The sequence below is a fragment of the Castellaniella sp. genome, from assembly GCF_041675725.1.
Classification (GTDB): domain Bacteria; phylum Pseudomonadota; class Gammaproteobacteria; order Burkholderiales; family Burkholderiaceae_B; genus Castellaniella.
Genome location: NZ_JBAYTI010000002.1, coordinates 72,514 through 90,051, shown reverse-complemented (window position 1 = coordinate 90,051; position 17,538 = coordinate 72,514). Strand labels below are relative to the sequence as shown.

At 63.6% G+C, this 17,538-nt stretch carries 12 protein-coding genes and 1 pseudogene; 6 read left to right on the top strand and 7 right to left on the bottom strand.

From position 1 onward, the window contains the following. From WCZ84_RS00935 to WCZ84_RS00925, 3 genes and pseudogenes are all read left to right on the top strand, one after another. Nucleotides 1–213: pseudogene (locus WCZ84_RS00935) on the top strand (type I methionyl aminopeptidase); the annotation flags it as partial. Continuing rightward, the gene (locus tag WCZ84_RS00930) at nucleotides 210–2,834 is read left to right on the top strand and encodes a [protein-PII] uridylyltransferase (RefSeq protein ID WP_372684373.1); all 2,625 of its coding nucleotides are present in this window, start codon (nucleotides 210–212) and stop codon (nucleotides 2,832–2,834) included. The pseudogene WCZ84_RS00935 and the gene WCZ84_RS00930, both read left to right, overlap by 4 nt. Before the next feature lie 59 nt (nucleotides 2,835–2,893). Further along, nucleotides 2,894–3,370, top strand: a complete 477-nt coding sequence (locus WCZ84_RS00925) for a disulfide bond formation protein B (protein WP_372684372.1) — start codon at nucleotides 2,894–2,896, stop codon at nucleotides 3,368–3,370. 15 nt (nucleotides 3,371–3,385) lie between these two features. Here WCZ84_RS00925 and purF read toward each other — a convergent pair whose 3' ends face one another. The 7 genes from purF to aceE all read right to left on the bottom strand — a co-directional run bounded on the left by purF (nucleotide 3,386) and on the right by aceE (nucleotide 14,047). Next, nucleotides 3,386–4,888 (bottom strand): amidophosphoribosyltransferase, encoded by a 1,503-nt coding sequence (purF, locus tag WCZ84_RS00920; RefSeq protein ID WP_372684371.1) that lies wholly within the window; start codon nucleotides 4,886–4,888, stop codon nucleotides 3,386–3,388. A 15-nt stretch (nucleotides 4,889–4,903) separates the two neighbouring features. Further along, the gene (locus tag WCZ84_RS00915; RefSeq protein ID WP_372684370.1) at nucleotides 4,904–5,392 is read right to left on the bottom strand and encodes a CvpA family protein; all 489 of its coding nucleotides are present in this window, start codon (nucleotides 5,390–5,392) and stop codon (nucleotides 4,904–4,906) included. After that, nucleotides 5,389–6,198, bottom strand: coding sequence for an SPOR domain-containing protein (locus WCZ84_RS00910; RefSeq protein ID WP_372684369.1), 810 nt, complete (start codon nucleotides 6,196–6,198; stop codon nucleotides 5,389–5,391). Before WCZ84_RS00910 ends, WCZ84_RS00915 begins: the two co-directional genes overlap by 4 nt. 38 nt (nucleotides 6,199–6,236) lie before the next feature. Continuing rightward, nucleotides 6,237–7,646 (bottom strand): bifunctional tetrahydrofolate synthase/dihydrofolate synthase, encoded by a 1,410-nt coding sequence (folC, locus tag WCZ84_RS00905; RefSeq protein WP_372684368.1) that lies wholly within the window; start codon nucleotides 7,644–7,646, stop codon nucleotides 6,237–6,239. A 111-nt stretch (nucleotides 7,647–7,757) separates the two neighbouring features. After that, nucleotides 7,758–9,578 carry a dihydrolipoyl dehydrogenase gene (gene lpdA / locus WCZ84_RS00900; RefSeq protein WP_372684367.1) on the bottom strand — a complete coding sequence of 607 codons (1,821 nt, stop codon included), beginning with the start codon at nucleotides 9,576–9,578 and terminating at the stop codon, nucleotides 7,758–7,760. A 9-nt stretch (nucleotides 9,579–9,587) separates the two neighbouring features. Beyond that, nucleotides 9,588–11,321 carry a dihydrolipoyllysine-residue acetyltransferase gene (gene aceF / locus WCZ84_RS00895; protein WP_372684366.1) on the bottom strand — a complete coding sequence of 578 codons (1,734 nt, stop codon included), beginning with the start codon at nucleotides 11,319–11,321 and terminating at the stop codon, nucleotides 9,588–9,590. 14 nt (nucleotides 11,322–11,335) lie between these two features. Further along, nucleotides 11,336–14,047: a pyruvate dehydrogenase (acetyl-transferring), homodimeric type gene (gene aceE / locus WCZ84_RS00890; protein WP_372684365.1), complete on the bottom strand. Its 2,712-nt coding sequence runs from the start codon at nucleotides 14,045–14,047 to the stop codon at nucleotides 11,336–11,338. 256 nt (nucleotides 14,048–14,303) lie between these two features. Between aceE and WCZ84_RS00885 the strand changes: the two genes are divergently transcribed. Genes WCZ84_RS00885 through folD form a run of 3 tightly spaced genes read left to right on the top strand, consistent with a single transcriptional unit; the run spans nucleotide 14,304 to nucleotide 17,534 of the window. Beyond that, nucleotides 14,304–16,058 carry a PAS domain S-box protein gene (locus WCZ84_RS00885; protein ID WP_372684364.1) on the top strand — a complete coding sequence of 585 codons (1,755 nt, stop codon included), beginning with the start codon at nucleotides 14,304–14,306 and terminating at the stop codon, nucleotides 16,056–16,058. After that, the gene (locus tag WCZ84_RS00880; protein WP_372684363.1) at nucleotides 16,055–16,678 is read left to right on the top strand and encodes a response regulator transcription factor; all 624 of its coding nucleotides are present in this window, start codon (nucleotides 16,055–16,057) and stop codon (nucleotides 16,676–16,678) included. The genes WCZ84_RS00885 and WCZ84_RS00880 overlap by 4 nt, the downstream gene beginning before the upstream one ends. 1 nt (nucleotide 16,679) lies before the next feature. Further along, the gene (gene folD, locus WCZ84_RS00875) at nucleotides 16,680–17,534 is read left to right on the top strand and encodes a bifunctional methylenetetrahydrofolate dehydrogenase/methenyltetrahydrofolate cyclohydrolase FolD (protein WP_372684362.1); all 855 of its coding nucleotides are present in this window, start codon (nucleotides 16,680–16,682) and stop codon (nucleotides 17,532–17,534) included. Nucleotides 17,535–17,538: the final 4 nt, after the last annotated feature.

Here is a 17,538-nt window from a genome sequence, read left to right as displayed (position 1 = left end):
GGGATGATCTTCACCATAGAGCCCATGATCAACGCCGGGCGGCGCGAAATCCGCACGCTGGCCGACCAATGGACCGTGGTAACCCGCGATCACAGCCTCTCGGCTCAATGGGAGCATACCGTGCTCGTTACTGAAACAGGCCACGAAGTCCTGACCGTTTCTCCCGGCATGCCAGCCCCTCCCGCCCTGGCGGATCAGCCCGGCACGGCATGAACACGGCGCGCCCCGATGGCGCTGCCGCGGCCGTTCGCGCGCAGCTGCAGGGGCGGCGCGAGCAGGCGCTGCAGGCCTGGCGCGGCCACCTGCGGCCGGAAGTGCTGCTACGGGCCTTGCGGCGGGCAGCCGATGAAGCAGTCCGGGCCCTGCTCGGGCACCACCCGTTGCCCGCAGGCGCATGCTTGGCGGCGGTCGGGGGGTACGGGCGCGGCGAACTCTACCCGGGCTCTGATCTGGACCTATTGATCCTGCTCGGCGAGCCAGCCGACACACAGGCCCAGGCCCGCATCCAGGCGCTGGTGGCGGCCCTGTGGGATGCGGGCCTTGAACCGCGCCACAATGTCTGTACGCTGCAGCAGTGCCGGCATCTGGCGGCAGCTGACATCACCGTACAGACTTCGATGCTCGAAGCCCGCTGGCTGGCCGGTAGCCGTGGGTTGTTCAAACGCTTCGCCAGCCAGCTGCAGGCCGAACTGAATCCGCGTCAGTTTTACTTGGACAAGCGCGCAGAAATGCAGCAGCGTCACGCGCACTACCACGATACGCCTTATGCTCTCGAGCCAAACTGCAAAGAGTCGCCGGGCGGCCTGAGAGATCTGCAGGTTCTGCTCTGGCTGGCCCGCGCCGCGGGCTATGGCCACGACTGGCGTGCGGTGGCCCGGACCGATCTGCTGACGGCCGCCGAGTTTCGTTCGTTGCGGCGCGCTGAACTGGCTTTCAAGCGGCTGCGCATCGAGCTGCACATACTCTGCGGGCGGCGCGAAGATCGGGTCCTGTTCGACTTGCAACCCCGCCTGGCCCCATTGTACGGATTCGTCGACCGCCCCCCGCGGCGGGCCAGCGAATTGCTGATGCAGCGATATTATTGGGCGGCGCACGTCGTCAGCCAGATGAATCGCCTGATCATGCTGAATCTGGAAGAGCGGCTCTTTCCCATGCCGCCGGGCGAGGATCTCAGGCTGGATGAAGACTTCAGCGTACGCCGCGACCGCCTGGCCCTGAACGACGAGGAAGCCTTCGCCCGCCAGCCCGGTCTGCTCCTCAAGGCGTTCCTGCTGATGCAGCAGAACCCGAGGCTGCAGGGCATGACGGCAGGCACGCTGCGCGCAATGTGGCATGCACGCCAGCGCATCGACCGCAGTTTCCGGGATGATCCTGCGCATCGCCAGCTGTTCCTGCTGATTCTCCAGCAACCGCGCGGCATCGTGCGTGCTCTGCGCGACATGGCTCTGTGGAATATTCTGCCGCGCTACTTGCCGCCATTTCGGCGCATCGTGGGGCAAATGCAGCACGACCTGTTCCATGCATATACGGTGGATCAGCACTTGCTCATGGTGGTACGCAATCTGCGACGCTTTACGCAACCCGAACATGCCCAGATGGATCCGCTGGCCAGTCAGTTGATGGCCGATCTGGATGATGCCTGGCTGCTTTATGTCGCCGCTTTGTTTCATGATATTGCCAAAGGCCGGGGTGGAGATCACTCGGTGCTGGGGGCGGCCGAGGTGCGCCGGTTTGCGCGTCGTCATGGCCTGGACCGGCCCGCCATCGCGCTGCTTGATTTTCTGGTACGCGAGCATCTGACGTTCTCCAGGGTGGCCCAAAAGCGCGATCTCAGCGATCCGGCGGTCATCCATGAGTTCGCCCTGCGAGTCGGATCGCAACGCAGGCTGGCCGCGCTTTATCTGCTTACGGTCGCCGACATTCGCGGTACCGGTCCGCACATCTGGAATGCCTGGAAAGGCAGGCTGCTGGAAGAGCTGTACCACAAGACCCTGGATGCACTGGGGGGCGCCCAACCCGATGCCCATGCCGTCTTGGCCCTGCGCAAAGAGGCCGCTGCCGCGCAAATCCGGCTCATAGGGCTGCGCGACGAAAGCCGGGATGCCTTCTGGGCCCAGCTGGATGTCGCCTATTTTCTGCGTCACGACGCCAACGAAATCGCCTGGCATACGCGCCAGCTGCACGCGGTGCACGAAGGCCCCGATCCCGTCGTGCGCGTGCGCATTCCGACACCGGGCGACGTCCTTCAGGTCATGGCTTATGCGCCTGACCGGCCCGACCTGTTCGTGGACATCTGTGCCTGTTTCGACCGGCATGGGCTGAGCATCCAGGATGCCCGCATCCACACGACCCGACAGGGCTGGGCCCTGGACAGCTTCATTGTGCTGCTGCCAGAAGGCGAGCGCGACGCGCGGGCGCGCGCAGCCGTCCTCGAGCACGGCCTGCAAGCGGTACTCGAAGGCCGTCCAGACGTCGCCGTATCGCATACTGCGCGATTGAGCCGATCGCGCCGAGCCCGCGTCTTTCCAGTGGTGCCGGACATCAATCTGGCGGCCGATACACAGGCGCACAGCTGGAGGCTGTCCATCCAGGCGGCCGATCGTCCTGGCCTGCTGCACGATCTTGCGCGTATCTTCACGCGCTATGGCATCGATCTGAAAATGGCGAAAATCATGACCCTGGGCGATCGGGTCGAAGACATCTTCATCCTGGAGGCTGAAAGCCTCGACCAGGCGCGTACCCAAAGACAGTTCGAACGGGATTTGCTCAACGCGCTGGGCATGCCCAGCACCGCGCCGGATTCACCGGCGCCCGTGCCTAAATCCGGCGCCTGACGACGTCATGATCGCGTACACTGACACATCTTCCTGACTCTGCCCGCCGCGCCGACAGCATGTTCACCTCCCGTTTTCTTTTGCGTATCGTGGCCCTGGTTTGCATCGCCGCGCTGGCTGTGGCGCTGGTGTCGCAACACGTATTCGACATGCGGCCCTGTGCCTGGTGCGTATTGCAGCGCTTCATCTTGCTGGTCGTGGCCGTCGTCTGCCTGCTGGCCAGCGCGGGGCGGGCATCCGGCCTTTGGCAACGGCTCGGGGCCCTGCTGGCCCTGCTGTCGTCGGCGGCCGGGATGGCGGCTGCCTGGTACCAGTACCGGGTCGCCGCCGTCTCGTTTTCCTGCGCGCAAACCTTTGCCGACCGCTTTATGACCGCATCCGGGCTGGACGGCGCCCTGCCCTGGCTGTTCGGCATACAGGCCAGCTGCAGCGATGCGCGGGTCAGCCTGCTGGGTATCGAATACGCCTTGTGGGGCCTGGCCTGCTTTGGGTTCTGTGCACTGCTGTCCATCTGGGTGCTGTTGCGCCGAGCCTGAGGCCGGCGTGCCTGGCTAGCGGTCGTCGCCCACCTGGCTGATGGCCCCCGAGCGCTGGCTTGGGTGGCGCTCGAGGCGCAAGCGGGCCAGATAGGCCTGGTCGACGTCGCCCGTGACGTAGTCGCCGTCGAAACACGAGCACTCGAACGTCTCGAGGGCAGGATTCAGATCCCGCAAAGACTGTTTTAGATCGGCCAGGTTCTGAAAGACCAGGCCATCCGCGCCGATCTCGCGGGCAATGTCTTCGGTGGTGCGGCCTGTCGCGATGAGTTCGTCCTGGGTGGGCATGTCGATGCCGTACACATTCGGGAAACGCACGGCCGGGGCGGCCGAGGCAAAGTACACTTTGTGGGCGCCCGCGCTGCGCGCCATCTCGACGATCTGCCGGCTGGTCGTGCCGCGCACGATCGAATCGTCGACCAGCAGTACGTTCTTGCCGCGAAACTCGAGATCGATGGCACTGAGCTTCTGGCGAACCGATTGCTTGCGCACCGTCTGGCCCGGCATGATGAACGTGCGGCCAATATAACGATTCTTGATAAAACCTTCGCGGTAGTCCAGGCCGAGATGCGAGGCCAGCTGCATGGCCGACGGCCTGGATGAATCCGGAATGGGCATGACGACGTCGATATCCCCCAGGCGCAGGCTTTTGGCCACGTGATCCGCCAGGTATTCGCCCATGTGCAAACGCGCGCTGTAGACCGAAATGCCATCCATGATCGAATCGGGCCGCGCAAAATACACGTACTCGAAAATACAGGGCGTGCGTTGGCTGGCGGACTCTGTGCATGGCGCCTGGCTGAGCTCGCCCGCTTCGGTAATCACGACCGCCTCGCCCGGCTCGATATCACGCACCAGTGAAAACCCGGTACCGGTCAAGGCGACCGATTCGGAAGCCAGCATCCATTCCGTGCCCTGATCGGTCTCGTGGCGCCCCAGACATAGCGGCCGAATCCCGTGCGGGTCACGGAAGGCCACCAGCCCGAAGCGGCTGATATGGGCAATGACGGCATAGGCGCCGCGCGCCCTGCGGTGGACGGCGCGCACCGCTTCGAATATGGCGGCCGCATCCAGGCTCACGCCATTGGATGCCTGTTGCAGTTCATGGGCAAAGACATTGAGCAGGACTTCTGAATCGGAATTGGTATTGATGTGCCGCCTGTCGTGCTTGAACAAGGACTCGCGCAGTTCGTGCCAGTTGGTCAGGTTGCCGTTGTGCACGAACGTGATCCCAAATGGGGCATTGACGTAGAAAGGCTGCGCCTCGTCTACGCTGACGCTGGAGCCGGCGGTCGGATAGCGCACCTGGCCCAGCCCGCTGTTGCCTGGCAAGGCCCGCATGTTGCGCGTTCGGAAAACGTCACGCACCAGGCCGTGCGCCTTGTGCACATTGAAGAAAGGCCCATGAGCGGTGGCCATCCCGGCCGCATCCTGGCCACGGTGCTGCAAAAGCAGCAGGCTGTCATAAATCAGTTGATTGACGGGGCTTTTGCCCATGACGCCTACGATTCCACACATGCGATGAGGTTCCGGCTAATAAGGGAGAAGTTCTGCGATCGAAGCAGGCAACATGGACTTGATCTGCACGAAACCGCGTTCAGCGGCTGCAGAGGTGCGGGCCTGCCGCCACCAGGGTTCTTTGGGCAGTTCCGTGTAGCCCGCAAGACCCACCAGCGCCAGAACGAGCACGATGCCACGCGCAGCACCAAACAGGGCCCCCAGGCCGTGGTCTGCCGGGGTCAGGCCGGTGCGGTCGACCAGCGCCCCCAACGCCATGTTGAGCAGGCCCAGCAACAGCAAGCCGGCGACGAAGACCGCGCCGTAGGCCGCCAAGTTGCGCAACAGGCCATTGTCGATCAGGGGGATCAGCCATTCGGACGCCCGGGGCCCCCACCAGATGGCCGCCATGAAGGCAGCCAGGTAGGCAACGAGCGACAAGACCTCGCGCAGGAACCCGCGCAGCAACCCAATGACGGCGGACACGGCCAGGATGGCCAGCACGAAGTAGTCGAAGCTGGTCACTGGCCGGCGATGAGACCGTTTTCGTAGCCCAGGGCCCGCAAGCGGGTCTGGGCTGCCTGCGCGGCCTCATGGGAGCTGAACGGACCCACGCGCAGGCGATGCACCGTGCGGCCGCCCGACTGGGCCGTTTCCACGTAGGCGTTGCTGACACCGGCCTGGTGCAGGCTATCGCGGCGTTTGATCGCGTCCTGTTCGGTGGCGTAAGCCGCCACCTGCAGATAATAGCGCCCCGACGCAGCCGCCGCGGGCGGTGTGGCGGTGGGCGGCGTCTTGCCCGCCAGCAAGGCCAGCGCGACCGAGCCATCGTCCGTGCGGGTGTCGGCGGCGGCCGCGGCCGATGCGGGACTGCGCTCGTTGCGACTGGAGGGGGGTGAATCGGCTTGCGACCCTTCTGGGACGGGCACACGCGTTTCGGCGCCCTCGGCCGCTTGCTGGGCTGGCGGGGCTTCGGTGCCGGGCGCGGCTTCGCCCGGCGGCGATTCACCCGAGGGCTCGGCCAGGGTCGTGATGGCGCCGGATGCCGTGTCGGGCGCCGGCGCGTCATCTGGCTCGGAAATGGCGGAGAATTCATCGCCCGATGGCAGGCCCGAAGGCGGCGCCGGCACGATGATGGGGGCCGGGGCGGGTTCGGAGACCGGCTCATCGAACAGCCAGGTCACCAGAATGAAGGCGGTCAGCACCAGTACCAGAGCACCGACCAGACGCCGCCGGGCCTGGATGCGCAGTTCCTTGATCCGGGCCGCTTCGGCAGCCCCGCCGCGAGATGCAGAACGCCTTTCGGCTTCAGGTTTCTTGCGAAAGAACATGGTGCAGCATACCCATCAGACTGGAGGCAAAGGCCTGTTCATGGCAGGACGTCCCTGCCTTCCTGGCGCAGGACGTCGAGCACCGGACCTACGGTGGCAAACGAGCCAAACACCAGAATTCTATCATTGTCCGTCGCCATCTTGCGGGCTTCGGCAAAGGCCAGTGCCGGGCTTTCGAAGGTGTAGACGCGCACGTCGCGCGCCTGCACGGCGGGCCGCGTCATCGGCCGCACCCCGGGCTTGTGGCTGCGCTGCACCTCGCTGGCCTGCGCAATGAAGGGATCGACCGGGGCCGAGTCGCCGCTGATCTGGCGCACGATATCGGCCAGCTCTTGCGCACGCGTGCCGCGCGGCCCGCCCAGGGTCGCGCACATCCAGCGGTCTACTCGACGTGACAGCCGCTGCAGGGTTTCGGCAATGGCCTTGTCGTGCAACATCCCGACCACCGCGAAAGTGTGCGGGTAATGCCCCATGCTATCGAGATTTTGCCCAAGTGCCGCAGCCGCGTGCGGATTGTGGGCGACGTCGAGGATCGTGTGCGGCAAGCCGGGCAGAATCTGCAGGCGGCCGGGCAATTGAACGTGCAGCAGACCCTGGCGGACCTCTTGCTGGGTGACGACCAGGCGGTCGGACAGCGCCTCGAGCGCTGCCAGCGCAGCCGATGCGTTGAGCAGCTGGTTGGCCCCCCGCAGAGCGGGATACGCCAGTGCATGGCGGCGTTGGCTGCGGCCACCGTAGGCCCACTGCTGCCGGTCCCCCGAATAATTGAAATCGACACTGACACGCCACAAGTCGGCGCCGATTTGCCGAGCGTACTCTGCGACGCTTTCCGGCGGCATGGGATCGGCGCAGATGGCGGGTTTCCCGGCGCGGAAGACATGGGCTTTTTCGAGGCCGATCGCTTCACGCGTATTGCCCAGCCATTCGGTATGGTCGAGATCGACGCTGGTGAGAATGGCGCAATCCGCATCGATGATGTTGACGGCGTCGAGCCGCCCCCCGAGGCCGACCTCGAGCACGACCACGTCCAGCCCGGCATCCTGAAACAGTAGAAGCGCCGCCAGGGTCGTCATTTCGAAGTAGGTCAGGCTGATCCCGTCACGGTGGGCTTCAACGCGCTCCAGACCGTGCACGATGGCCTCATCGGTGGCCTGCGTACCCTGTATGCAAATGCGCTCGTTGAAACGCAGGAGGTGGGGCGAGGTGTATTTGCCCACCTTGTAGCCGGCATTCAGCAGGATGGACTCGAGCATGGCACAGGTGGAACCCTTGCCGTTGGTACCTGCCACCACGATCTTGACGCAATCCAGCGAAACCCCGAGGCGGCTGGCGACTGTGCGGATCCGGTCGAGCCCCAGGTCGATCGTTTGCGGATGCAGGGCTTCGATATAGGACAGCCAATCGGACAGGGAGGAACCAGGCGCCGGGGCGAGTGCAGCAGAAGACATGAAAATTTTGAAGACGAGTGAAGAAGGCGGCAGGTGCCGATGTTAGCACCTGCCGCCTGCAATCGAGCGGGTGACCCTGGCGGGCGTATCGATACTGCCCGCCAGGCGGGCCTATTTGCGCCGCACGGGCGGCAGATCGGTGCACTGCCCGTCAGAGGCCTCGGCGGCCATGCCAATCGATTCGCCCAGCGTGGGATGCGGGTGAATGGTCTGGCCGATGTCGACCGAGTCGGCACCCATTTCGATGGCCAGCGCCACTTCGCCGATGAGATCGCCAGCCTGCGTGCCCACGATCCCCCCGCCGACGATGCGCCCTGTTTCGGCATCGAACAGGAGTTTGGTAAAGCCTTCGTCGCGGCCATTGGCAATCGCCCGTCCCGAGGCCTGCCAAGGAAACAGCCCCTTCTTGATGGCCGTGCCTTCTTGTCGGGCCTGTTCTTCGGTCAGCCCTACCCAGGCCACCTCGGGGTCCGTATAGGCCACGGATGGAATCACCCGGGCATCAAAAAATGATTTTTGGCCGGCAATCGCCTCGGCGGCCACATGGCCCTCGTGGACGGCCTTGTGCGCCAGCATCGGCTGACCCACAATATCGCCGATAGCGTAAATATGCGGCACATTGGTGCGCATTTGCCGATCTGTTTCGATAAAGCCCCGATCCGTGATCTGGACGCCCGCCTTTTCCGCGCCCAGTGTCCGGCCATTGGGGCGGCGGCCCACGGCCTGCAGGACCAGGTCGTAGACCTGCGGCTCGGCCGGCGCATCGTCTCCTTCGAAACGCACATGGATGCCGTCGGCCGCCGCTTCGGCCCCGACGGTGCGCGTATTCAGCATGATGCGATCGAACCGCCAGGCGTTGCGCTTCTGCCAGACCTTGACCAGGTCCCGGTCGGCACCCGTCATCAGGGTGGGCAGCATTTCGACCACGTCCAGGCGTGCGCCCAGTGCCGAATACACGGTGCCCATTTCCAGCCCGATGATCCCGCCGCCGACGATGAGCATGCGCTTGGGCACGGCCCGCAGCGCCAGCGCACCCGTGGAGTCGACGATGCGGGGATCCTCGGGGAGAAAAGGCAGCCGCACGGCCTCGCTGCCGGCCGCGATGACGGCCGACGCAAAACGGACTTGTGTCGATGCGCCATCGGCAGCCTGAACGAGCAGATGATTGGGATCCGCAAATTGGCCCTGCCCGGTGAGCACCCGAACCTTGCGCGCCTTGGCCATCGCCGACAGGCCGGTCGTGAGCTTGCCCACCACGGAATCTTTATAACCGCGCAACGAGTCGAGATCGATGTCGGGTTCAGGAAAGCGGATGCCATGCGCCCCCAGGGCCTTGGCCTCTTCCAGAATGAACACGCTATGCAGCAAGGCTTTCGAGGGAATGCAACCGACGTTCAGGCATACCCCGCCCAGATTCGCATGCCGTTCGACCAGGATCACGTCGAGCCCGAGATCGGCCGCCCTGAACGCGGCGGAATAGCCCCCGGGGCCTGCTCCCAGCACCAGTACGTCGCACGCGACGTCAACCGGTGGCCGGCCGGCCACCGGTTGTGCGACGGGCTGCGGCGGCACGGCCGTTGCATTCGGTTCTGGACCGCTGGCCGCTGCGCCGGCCTGCCCGGGCGGTGTGGCCTCGGGCGCGGCGGATGCCGCGGATGTGGCGGATGCCGCTGCGTGTTCCGGGCCCTGCTCTTCGGCGTCGGAGATCCGCAGCAGCGGGCTGCCCTCGGAGACCTTGTCACCCAGCTTGACCAGGATCTCACGAACCACCCCGCCCCGTTCGGCGGGAATCTCCATCGATGCCTTGTCGGATTCAACCGTGACGAGGCCTTGCTCTGGCTGGATCGAATCGCCCACTGCCACCAGGATTTCGATGACTTCCACGGTATCGAAGTCGCCGATATCGGGTACGTTCAGCTCACTGATGCTCATGCAGCTTCCTTATAGTGTGATGCGGCGGAAATCAGCCAGCAGGCTTGCCAGATAGGCGTTGAACCGGGCTGCGGTGGCGCCGTCGATCACCCGGTGATCATAGGATAATGACAACGGCAGCATCAGGCGCGGCCGGAATTTCTTGCCATTCCAGACTGGCTGCATGACAGACCGGGAAACCCCCAGTATGGCCACTTCAGGGGCGTTGATGATGGGGGTGAAGTCAGTGCCGCCGATCCCCCCGAGAGAGGAAATGGAGAAGCAGCCGCCCTGCATCTGACCCGGGGACAGCTTGCCCTCGCGGGCCAGGCCAGCCAGTTGCGCTGTTTCACGCGCGAGATCCAATACCCCCTTCCGGTCGGCATCGCGGATGACGGGAACGACGAGCCCGTTGGGGGTATCGGCGGCAAACCCGATATGAAAATATTTCTTGAAAACAAGGTTCTCGCCCTCGAGCGAGGCATTGAACTCGGGGTGCCTCTTGAGCGCGGCCACGACGGCCTTGATCAGAAAGGCCAGCAGGGTAATTTTGACATCCGTTTTTTTGTGCTCTTCGTTGAGCTGTTGACGCAAGGCTTCGAGCTCGGTGATGTCGGCCACGTCGTTGTTGGTGACGTGGGGGATCATGACCCAGTTGCGGTGCAGATTGGCCCCGGAGATTTTCCTGATGCGCGACAAAGGCTTGGATTCGATTTCGCCAAACTTGGCAAAATCGACCTTGGGCCAGCCCAGGACGCTGAACCCCTCGCCCGCCGGCAAGGTCGTGCCCACGGGGCTGGCGCCGCCCGTGGCCAGCGCCTGCTTCACATAGGCGCGCACATCGTCGGCCGTGATGCGGTTTTTGGGCCCCGAGCCCGTGATATGGGCCAGGTTGGCGCCGAGTTCACGGGCGAACTTGCGTACGGACGGCGAGGCGTGCGGCAGGTTGCGCAATGGCACCTCGGCATCCGCAAATGAAGCCGTCGGCGATGTCCGCACGGGGGCCTGGGAAGCCATGGTGCCGGCAACCGCCGCAGGCGCAGGATCGGCATCCGGGCCAGCCGGAGAGGTGGGCGCCGGTGCAGCGATGGCCGGCGCCGGGGTGGCCGCCGGCGTGACTTGGGGCGGCTGAACGGGTTCGGCCGCCTGTTCACGGGCTTCGGGTGGGGCTTCGGCGGCTTCGATCTGCAGAATCTCGGATCCCTGAGATACCTTGTCGCCCACTTGAATGCTCAGTTTTCTGACCACGCCGCCGACCGGGGCCGGGATTTCCATGGAGGCCTTGTCGGACTCGACCGTGATCAGGCTTTGTTCGGCTTCGATGACATCACCGACCGCCACCAGGACTTCGATGACTTCGACTTCGTCGAAATCGCCAATATCGGGCACCAAGACCGGCTGCAGCCCGCCCGTGCGAGCGACGGGGCCTGGCCCGGCCGGTTCCGTGGCCGGTTGCGGCGCCGCGGCAGTGGCCGGCGCCGTCGGGGCCGCCTGCTCTTCGGGCTGCGGTGGCTGGGCATCGATGGCGGGCTCGAGATCGAGTATGACCGAACCTTCCTTGACTTTGTCGCCGACCTGCACCCTGAGCTGCTTGACCACCCCGCTGTCCGATGCGGGGATTTCCATGGAGGCCTTGTCGGATTCGACCGTGATCAGACTTTGTTCAGTCTCGATGGTGTCACCGACAGCCACCAGGACCTCGATGACCTCGACCTCGTCGAAGTCGCCGATATCCGGAATTTTCACTTCTATGGTGTTGCTCATGGCTGTGATTCTCCTCAGGCGTACTGTGGATTGGCCTTGTCGGCATCGATGCCGTATCGCGCAATGGCTTCGGCGCTCTTTGCGATATCGATCGTGCCTTCATCGGCCAGGCTGCGCAGCGCCGCCAGCACGATGAAGTGGCGGTCGATCTCGAAATGCTTGCGCAATTCGGAACGGAAGTCCGAGCGCCCGAAGCCGTCGGTGCCCAGCACGCGATAGCGCCGCCCTTCTGGAATGAAAGGGCGAATCATGTCGGGGAAGGCCTTGATGTAGTCGGTGGACGCGATGATGGGCCCCTGGGTCTGCTTGAGCTGCTGTGTGACGTAGGCTTCCTGGAGCGGCTCGCCCGGATGCAGCAGGTTGTGCCGCTCGGCATCGAGCCCGTCGCGACGCAATTCGGTGAAACTGGTCACGCTCCAGACGTCTGAGGAAACGCCCCAGTCTTTCTCGAGCAATTCCTGGGCAGCCATGGCTTCGCGCAGGATCGTACCCGAGCCCATGAGCTGCACGTGGGCCTTGTTGCGTTTCTTGCCCGCCGAGCGCAGTTTGTACATGCCCTTGAGGATGCCTTTCTCATCGCCTTCGGCCAACCCCGGCTGGGGATAGTTCTCGTTCATGACGGTGATGTAGAAGAAGACGTTTTCCTGATTCTGCATCATGCGCTGGATGCCGTTCTGGATGATGACGGCGACTTCGTGGGCAAACGACGGGTCGTAGGCCACGCAGTTGGGGATCAGCGAGGCCTGGATGTGGCTGTGCCCGTCTTCGTGCTGCAGGCCTTCGCCGTTGAGCGTCGTGCGCCCCGCGGTACCGCCCAGCACGAAGCCCCGTGCCAGCATGTCGCCGGCCGCCCAGGCCAGATCGCCAAAGCGCTGGAAGCCGAACATGGAGTAATAGATGAAAAACGGGATCATGATCCGGTTGCTGACCGAATACGACGTGGCCGCCGCGATCCAGGAGCAGAACCCACCCGCTTCGTTGATCCCCTCTTGCAACAGCTGCCCATCGGCTGCCTCGCGGTAATACATGACCTGCCCTTTGTCGACCGGCACGTATTTCTGGCCCCCCGGTGCGTAAATACCGATTTGACGGAACAGCCCCTCCATGCCGAACGTACGGGATTCGTCTACCAGGATGGGCACCACGCGGGGCGCGAGCTCTTTGTCTCGGAGGATCTGATTGAGCACCCGCACGAAGGCCTGCGTGGTCGAAATTTCGCGCCCTTCGATGGTGGGCTCGAGAACCGCCTTGAAGGTCTCCAGCGAAGGCGCCTTGAGCGCCTGATCCGCCTTCTCGCGCCGATGCGGCAGATAGCCCCCGAGCGCCTGCCGGTGTTCGTGCAGGTATTTCATTTCGGGGGAATCCTTGGCCGGCTTGAAATAGGGCAAGTCTTCCAGTTGATCGTCTGGGATGGGGATGTTGAAACGGTCGCGGAATTCACGCACCGAATCGATATCGAGTTTCTTCTGCTGGTGAGTGGGATTCTTGGCCTGCCCCACGTGCCCCATGCCATAGCCCTTGATGGTCTTGGCCAGAATGACCGACGGCTGCCCCGTGTGTGCGACCGCCGCCGAAAAGGCGGCATAGACCTTGTGCGGATCATGGCCGCCGCGGTTCAGGCGCCAGACTTCTTCGTCGCTCATGCGGCTGACCATTTCCAGAAGCTTGGGGTGTTTGCCGAAGAATTTCTCGCGCACGAACTTGCCGTCGTTGGCTTTGTATGCCTGGTATTCCCCGTCGACGGTTTCTTCCATGATGCGACGCAACAGACCGTCTTTGTCGCGCGCAAACAGGGGATCCCAATAGCCGCCCCAAATCAACTTGAGCACGTTCCAGCCATTGCCGCGGAATGCGCCCTCGAGCTCCTGGATGATCTTGCCGTTGCCCCGCACCGGCCCGTCGAGGCGCTGCAGGTTGCAGTTGACTACAAAGATGAGGTTGTCGAGTTTCTCGCGCGCGGCCAGACCGATGGCCGCCAGGGATTCGGGTTCGTCGACCTCGCCGTCTCCCATGAATACCCAGACCTTGCGCTGGCTGGTGTCGGCGATGCCGCGCGCGTGCAGATACTTGAGGAAACGCGCCTGATAAATGGCCATCATCGGGCCGAGCCCCATGGAGACCGTGGAGAACTGCCAGAAATCGGGCATCAGATGCGGGTGTGGGTAGGACGGCAAGCCCTTGCCCTTGCCGCCGACCTCTTGGCGGAACCAGTCGAGGTTTTCCTCGGTGAGACGCCCCTCGAGGAAGGCACGTGAATACATCCCGGGTGACGAATGGCCCTGGAAATAAATCAGGTCGCCGCCGTGATCGGCTGACTCTGCATGCCAGAAATGGTTCTGGCCACACTCAATCATGGTGGCCAGTGAAGCGAATGAGGCAATGTGCCCGCCCAGGCTGCCGCCATCTGGCGGCTCGATCTGGTTGGCCTTGACCACCATGGCCATGGCATTCCAGCGGATGTACGACCGAATGCGCTCTTCGAGCACCATGTTGCCGGGATGCATGGGTTCGAGCCCTGGCGGGATCGTGTTGACATAGGCGGTATTGAGCGAATATGGAATGTGGGCCCCATTGCGACGCGCCAGATCAATGAGTTGTTCGATCAGGAAATGGGCGCGTTCGGCACCCTCGCGATCCAGAACGGCTTCCAGGGCATCGATCCACTCGCGTGTTTCCTGGGGATCGATGTCTGCCGTAGTGACCTGACCTTGATCAAGAGAGGACATGGTATGTGTCTCCTGTGGTTTGAATCGCTGGCACCCCGATGGAGGTGCCAGAGCGGAGTTTCATGCCGGGTGCAAATGGTTTGCCCTCAGCGCCGGGTGCCCTGAAACGGGACATCTGGCACCATTCTAGGGAAGTGGCGGGATCAACACAAGTAAAATTTCATTTTATGAGTTTAAATTCCATGATATGAAAAACAAACCCGCCCAATGATGGCAATCATGACTAAAATGCTTACGTTGCGACACAGTGACTGACATGGCTCCACCACAGCGAAAGTCTCTCATACCGACCACATTCTACGAGCACGCGCGCAACAGCCGGCGCCTGTACTGGCTGACGCCGGCCATCGTGCTCGTGCTGTACCTGTGCGTCATGGGTGCTTTCGTCTGGCTGCAGCGGCTGCACAGCGACAGCGTGATGTTCGTGACTATCGACCAGGAAACCCGCCAGGAGCGGCTGTTGATGGTGATCTTTGCGCTTTCGCTGGTCATCGTCTTCAGCCTGCTCGCCCTCTGGCGGTACACGCGCTTTCGCACGCAGGCCGAAGCAGCCCTGATCGCCGAAACCGGGTTCAGGCGGGCGATGGAAAACTCGATGTCCACGGGGATGCGGGTATTCGACATGCAGGGCCGCATCGCGTACGTCAATCCGGCTTTTTGCCGCATGATCGGCTGGAACGAAGCCGACCTGATCGGCCGGACCGCGCCTTTCCCCTATTGGCTGCCCGGGCGGCACGACCAGCACCGCGAGACCCTCGCGCAACTGCTATCGGGGCGTACACCCAGCAGCGGGCTGGAAATCGAGGCCCAGCGCCGCGATGGCTCGCGGTTCACGGCGCGCATGTACGTGTCCGCCCTGCGCGACCCGCAGGGCGAGCAGATCGGCTGGATGACCTCGATGACCGACATCACCGAGCCCAAGCGGATCCGCGAGGCGTTCACGGCCGCCCATGAGCGCTTCATGACCGTACTCGAAGGGCTCGATGACGCGATTTCGGTCGTGGCCGACACCCCCGAAGGCCTCGAGCTGCTGTTCGCCAATCGCATCTACAGGCGATTGTTCGGGGCGCAGACCGCGGGCCACGCCGAGCTGCTGGGTGGCCGGCTGGGGCGCTTCACCGACGAGACGATGGAGATTTATTCCGCGTCCGCGGAACGCTGGTTCGAAGTGCACCACCGCATGCTGGCCTGGACCGATTCACGCCGGGTGCGTCTGCAAGTGGCGCGCGACATCACCGAGCGGCGCAAACACGAAGAGGCCCTGCGTATCCAACAAGAAAAGGCCCAGCTCACCAGCCGGCTGACCACCATGGGCGAAATGGCTTCATCCCTGGCGCACGAGCTGAACCAACCCCTGACGGCCATCAATAATTACAATATGGCAGCCGTGGCCATGCTCAAGTCCGGCAAAGCCTCTGAAGCCGCCCTGCTGCAGGCCCTCGAGAAAGCGTCACAGCAAACCGAGCGGGCGGGAAAAATCATCAGCCGGATCCGTGATTTCGTCAAGCGCAGCGAACCGCGGCGCCAGGCCACCAGCCTGGCGCGCATCGTCGAAAATGCCGTGGGCTTTGCCGACATCGATGCCCGCAAGCGCCAGGTCGAGATCGTCCAGGTCGTGCCCGACCCCCTGCCCGATGTGCTGGCCGATCCGATCCTGATCGAGCAGGTTCTTTTGAACCTGCTCAAGAATGGGGTCGAAGCCATGGAGCACAGCGAATATCGCACCTTGCTGCTGCATATCACCGACCAGCACCCGCTGATCGAAATCGCGGTGATCGACCGCGGGCATGGGCTACGCAACCCAGAGCGCCTGTTCGAGCCGTTCTACAGCACAAAATCCGAAGGCCTGGGCATGGGCCTGAACATCTGCCGTACCATCATAGAATCTCACCATGGGCGCTTGTGGGCCGGTGCCAACCCCGAAGGCGGGACCATTTTCCGCTTCACCTTGCCCAAGGCCGCCACCCATCCAGAGCCCGCAGAGGCCACCACAGAGGAAACCCGAGCATGACCGAATCCCAATCCAGCCATACCATTTTCATCGTCGACGACGACGAAGCCGTACGTGACTCCCTGCGCTGGCTGCTCGAGGCCAATGGCTACAAAGTCCGGGTCTACGCCGGCGCCGAAGAGTTTCTCGACAGCTACAACCCAGAGCAAATCGGGGTGCTGATTGCCGACGTGCGCATGCCGGGCATGAGCGGTCTCGAGCTGCAAGAAGCCTTGATCGAACGCAAGGCCCCGCTGCCCATCGTGTTCATCACGGGCCATGGCGATGTGCCCATGGCAGTATCCACCATGAAGAAAGGCGCCGTGGACTTTCTCGAAAAGCCCTTCAATGAGGCAGAATTGCGCAAGATCGTGGCCGCCATGCTCGTCCAGGCCGAGGAACGGGCGCGCGAGCAGCAGGCTCAACGGGCACAACAGGCCGTACTCGACCGGCTGACTGCCCGTGAGCAGCAAGTGCTCGAACGAATCGTGGCCGGGCGCCTGAACAAACAGATCGCCGGCGACCTCAACATCAGCATCAAGACGGTCGAAGCGCATCGCGCGAACATCATGGAAAAACTCGAAGTCAACACGGTGGCCGATCTCATGAAAATCGCCCTGGCGCGCACCGAAGAGGCCTGACATGACAGCGCGTCTGATCGATGGCAAAGCCCTGGCCGCACAGGTTCGCGCTCAGGTGGCCGAACGCGTGCAAGCACTGAAGGCGCACGGCATCACCCCCGGCCTGGCTGTCGTGCTGGTGGGCGACGACCCGGCCTCGCAGGTCTATGTGCGCAACAAAGCGGCCGCCTGCGAGGCCGCCGGCATGTTGTCGCGCACGGTCACCCTGGCGGCCGATACGCCCGAGGGTGAGCTGCTCGATCTGCTCGAGGCCCTGAACACCGACGCATCCATCCATGGCATCCTGGTACAGCTGCCGCTGCCGGGCCATATCGACACAGGTCGGGTCATCGCGGGCATCGATGCCACCAAAGACGTCGATGGCTTCCATGTGGCCAATGCGGGGCTGCTGCTGACCGGTCGGCCCCGCTTCCTGCCCTGTACCCCGTACGGCATCATGAAGATGCTCGAATCCGAAGGCGTCCCTCTGTGGGGTACCGAGGCCGTGGTCGTGGGGGCCAGCAACATCGTGGGCAAACCCATGGCCCTGTTGTTGCTCGCGGCGGGCGCCACCGTCACGATCTGCAATTCCAAGACTCGCGACCTGGCTGCCCAAACCCGGCGGGCCGACGTGCTCATCGTCGCCACGGGGCGGCCGGGCATGATCACGGGCGACATGCTCAAGCCGGGCGCTGTGGTGATCGACGTCGGCATCAATCGCCTCGAAGACGGCCGCCTGGCGGGTGACGTCGACTTCGAGACCGCCGTTCCGGTCGCTTCGGCTATCACCCCAGTACCCGGGGGCGTGGGCCCCATGACCATCGCCATGCTGCTGGTCAATACCGTCGAAGCCGCCGAACGCCAATTGTCCGCTTGAAATG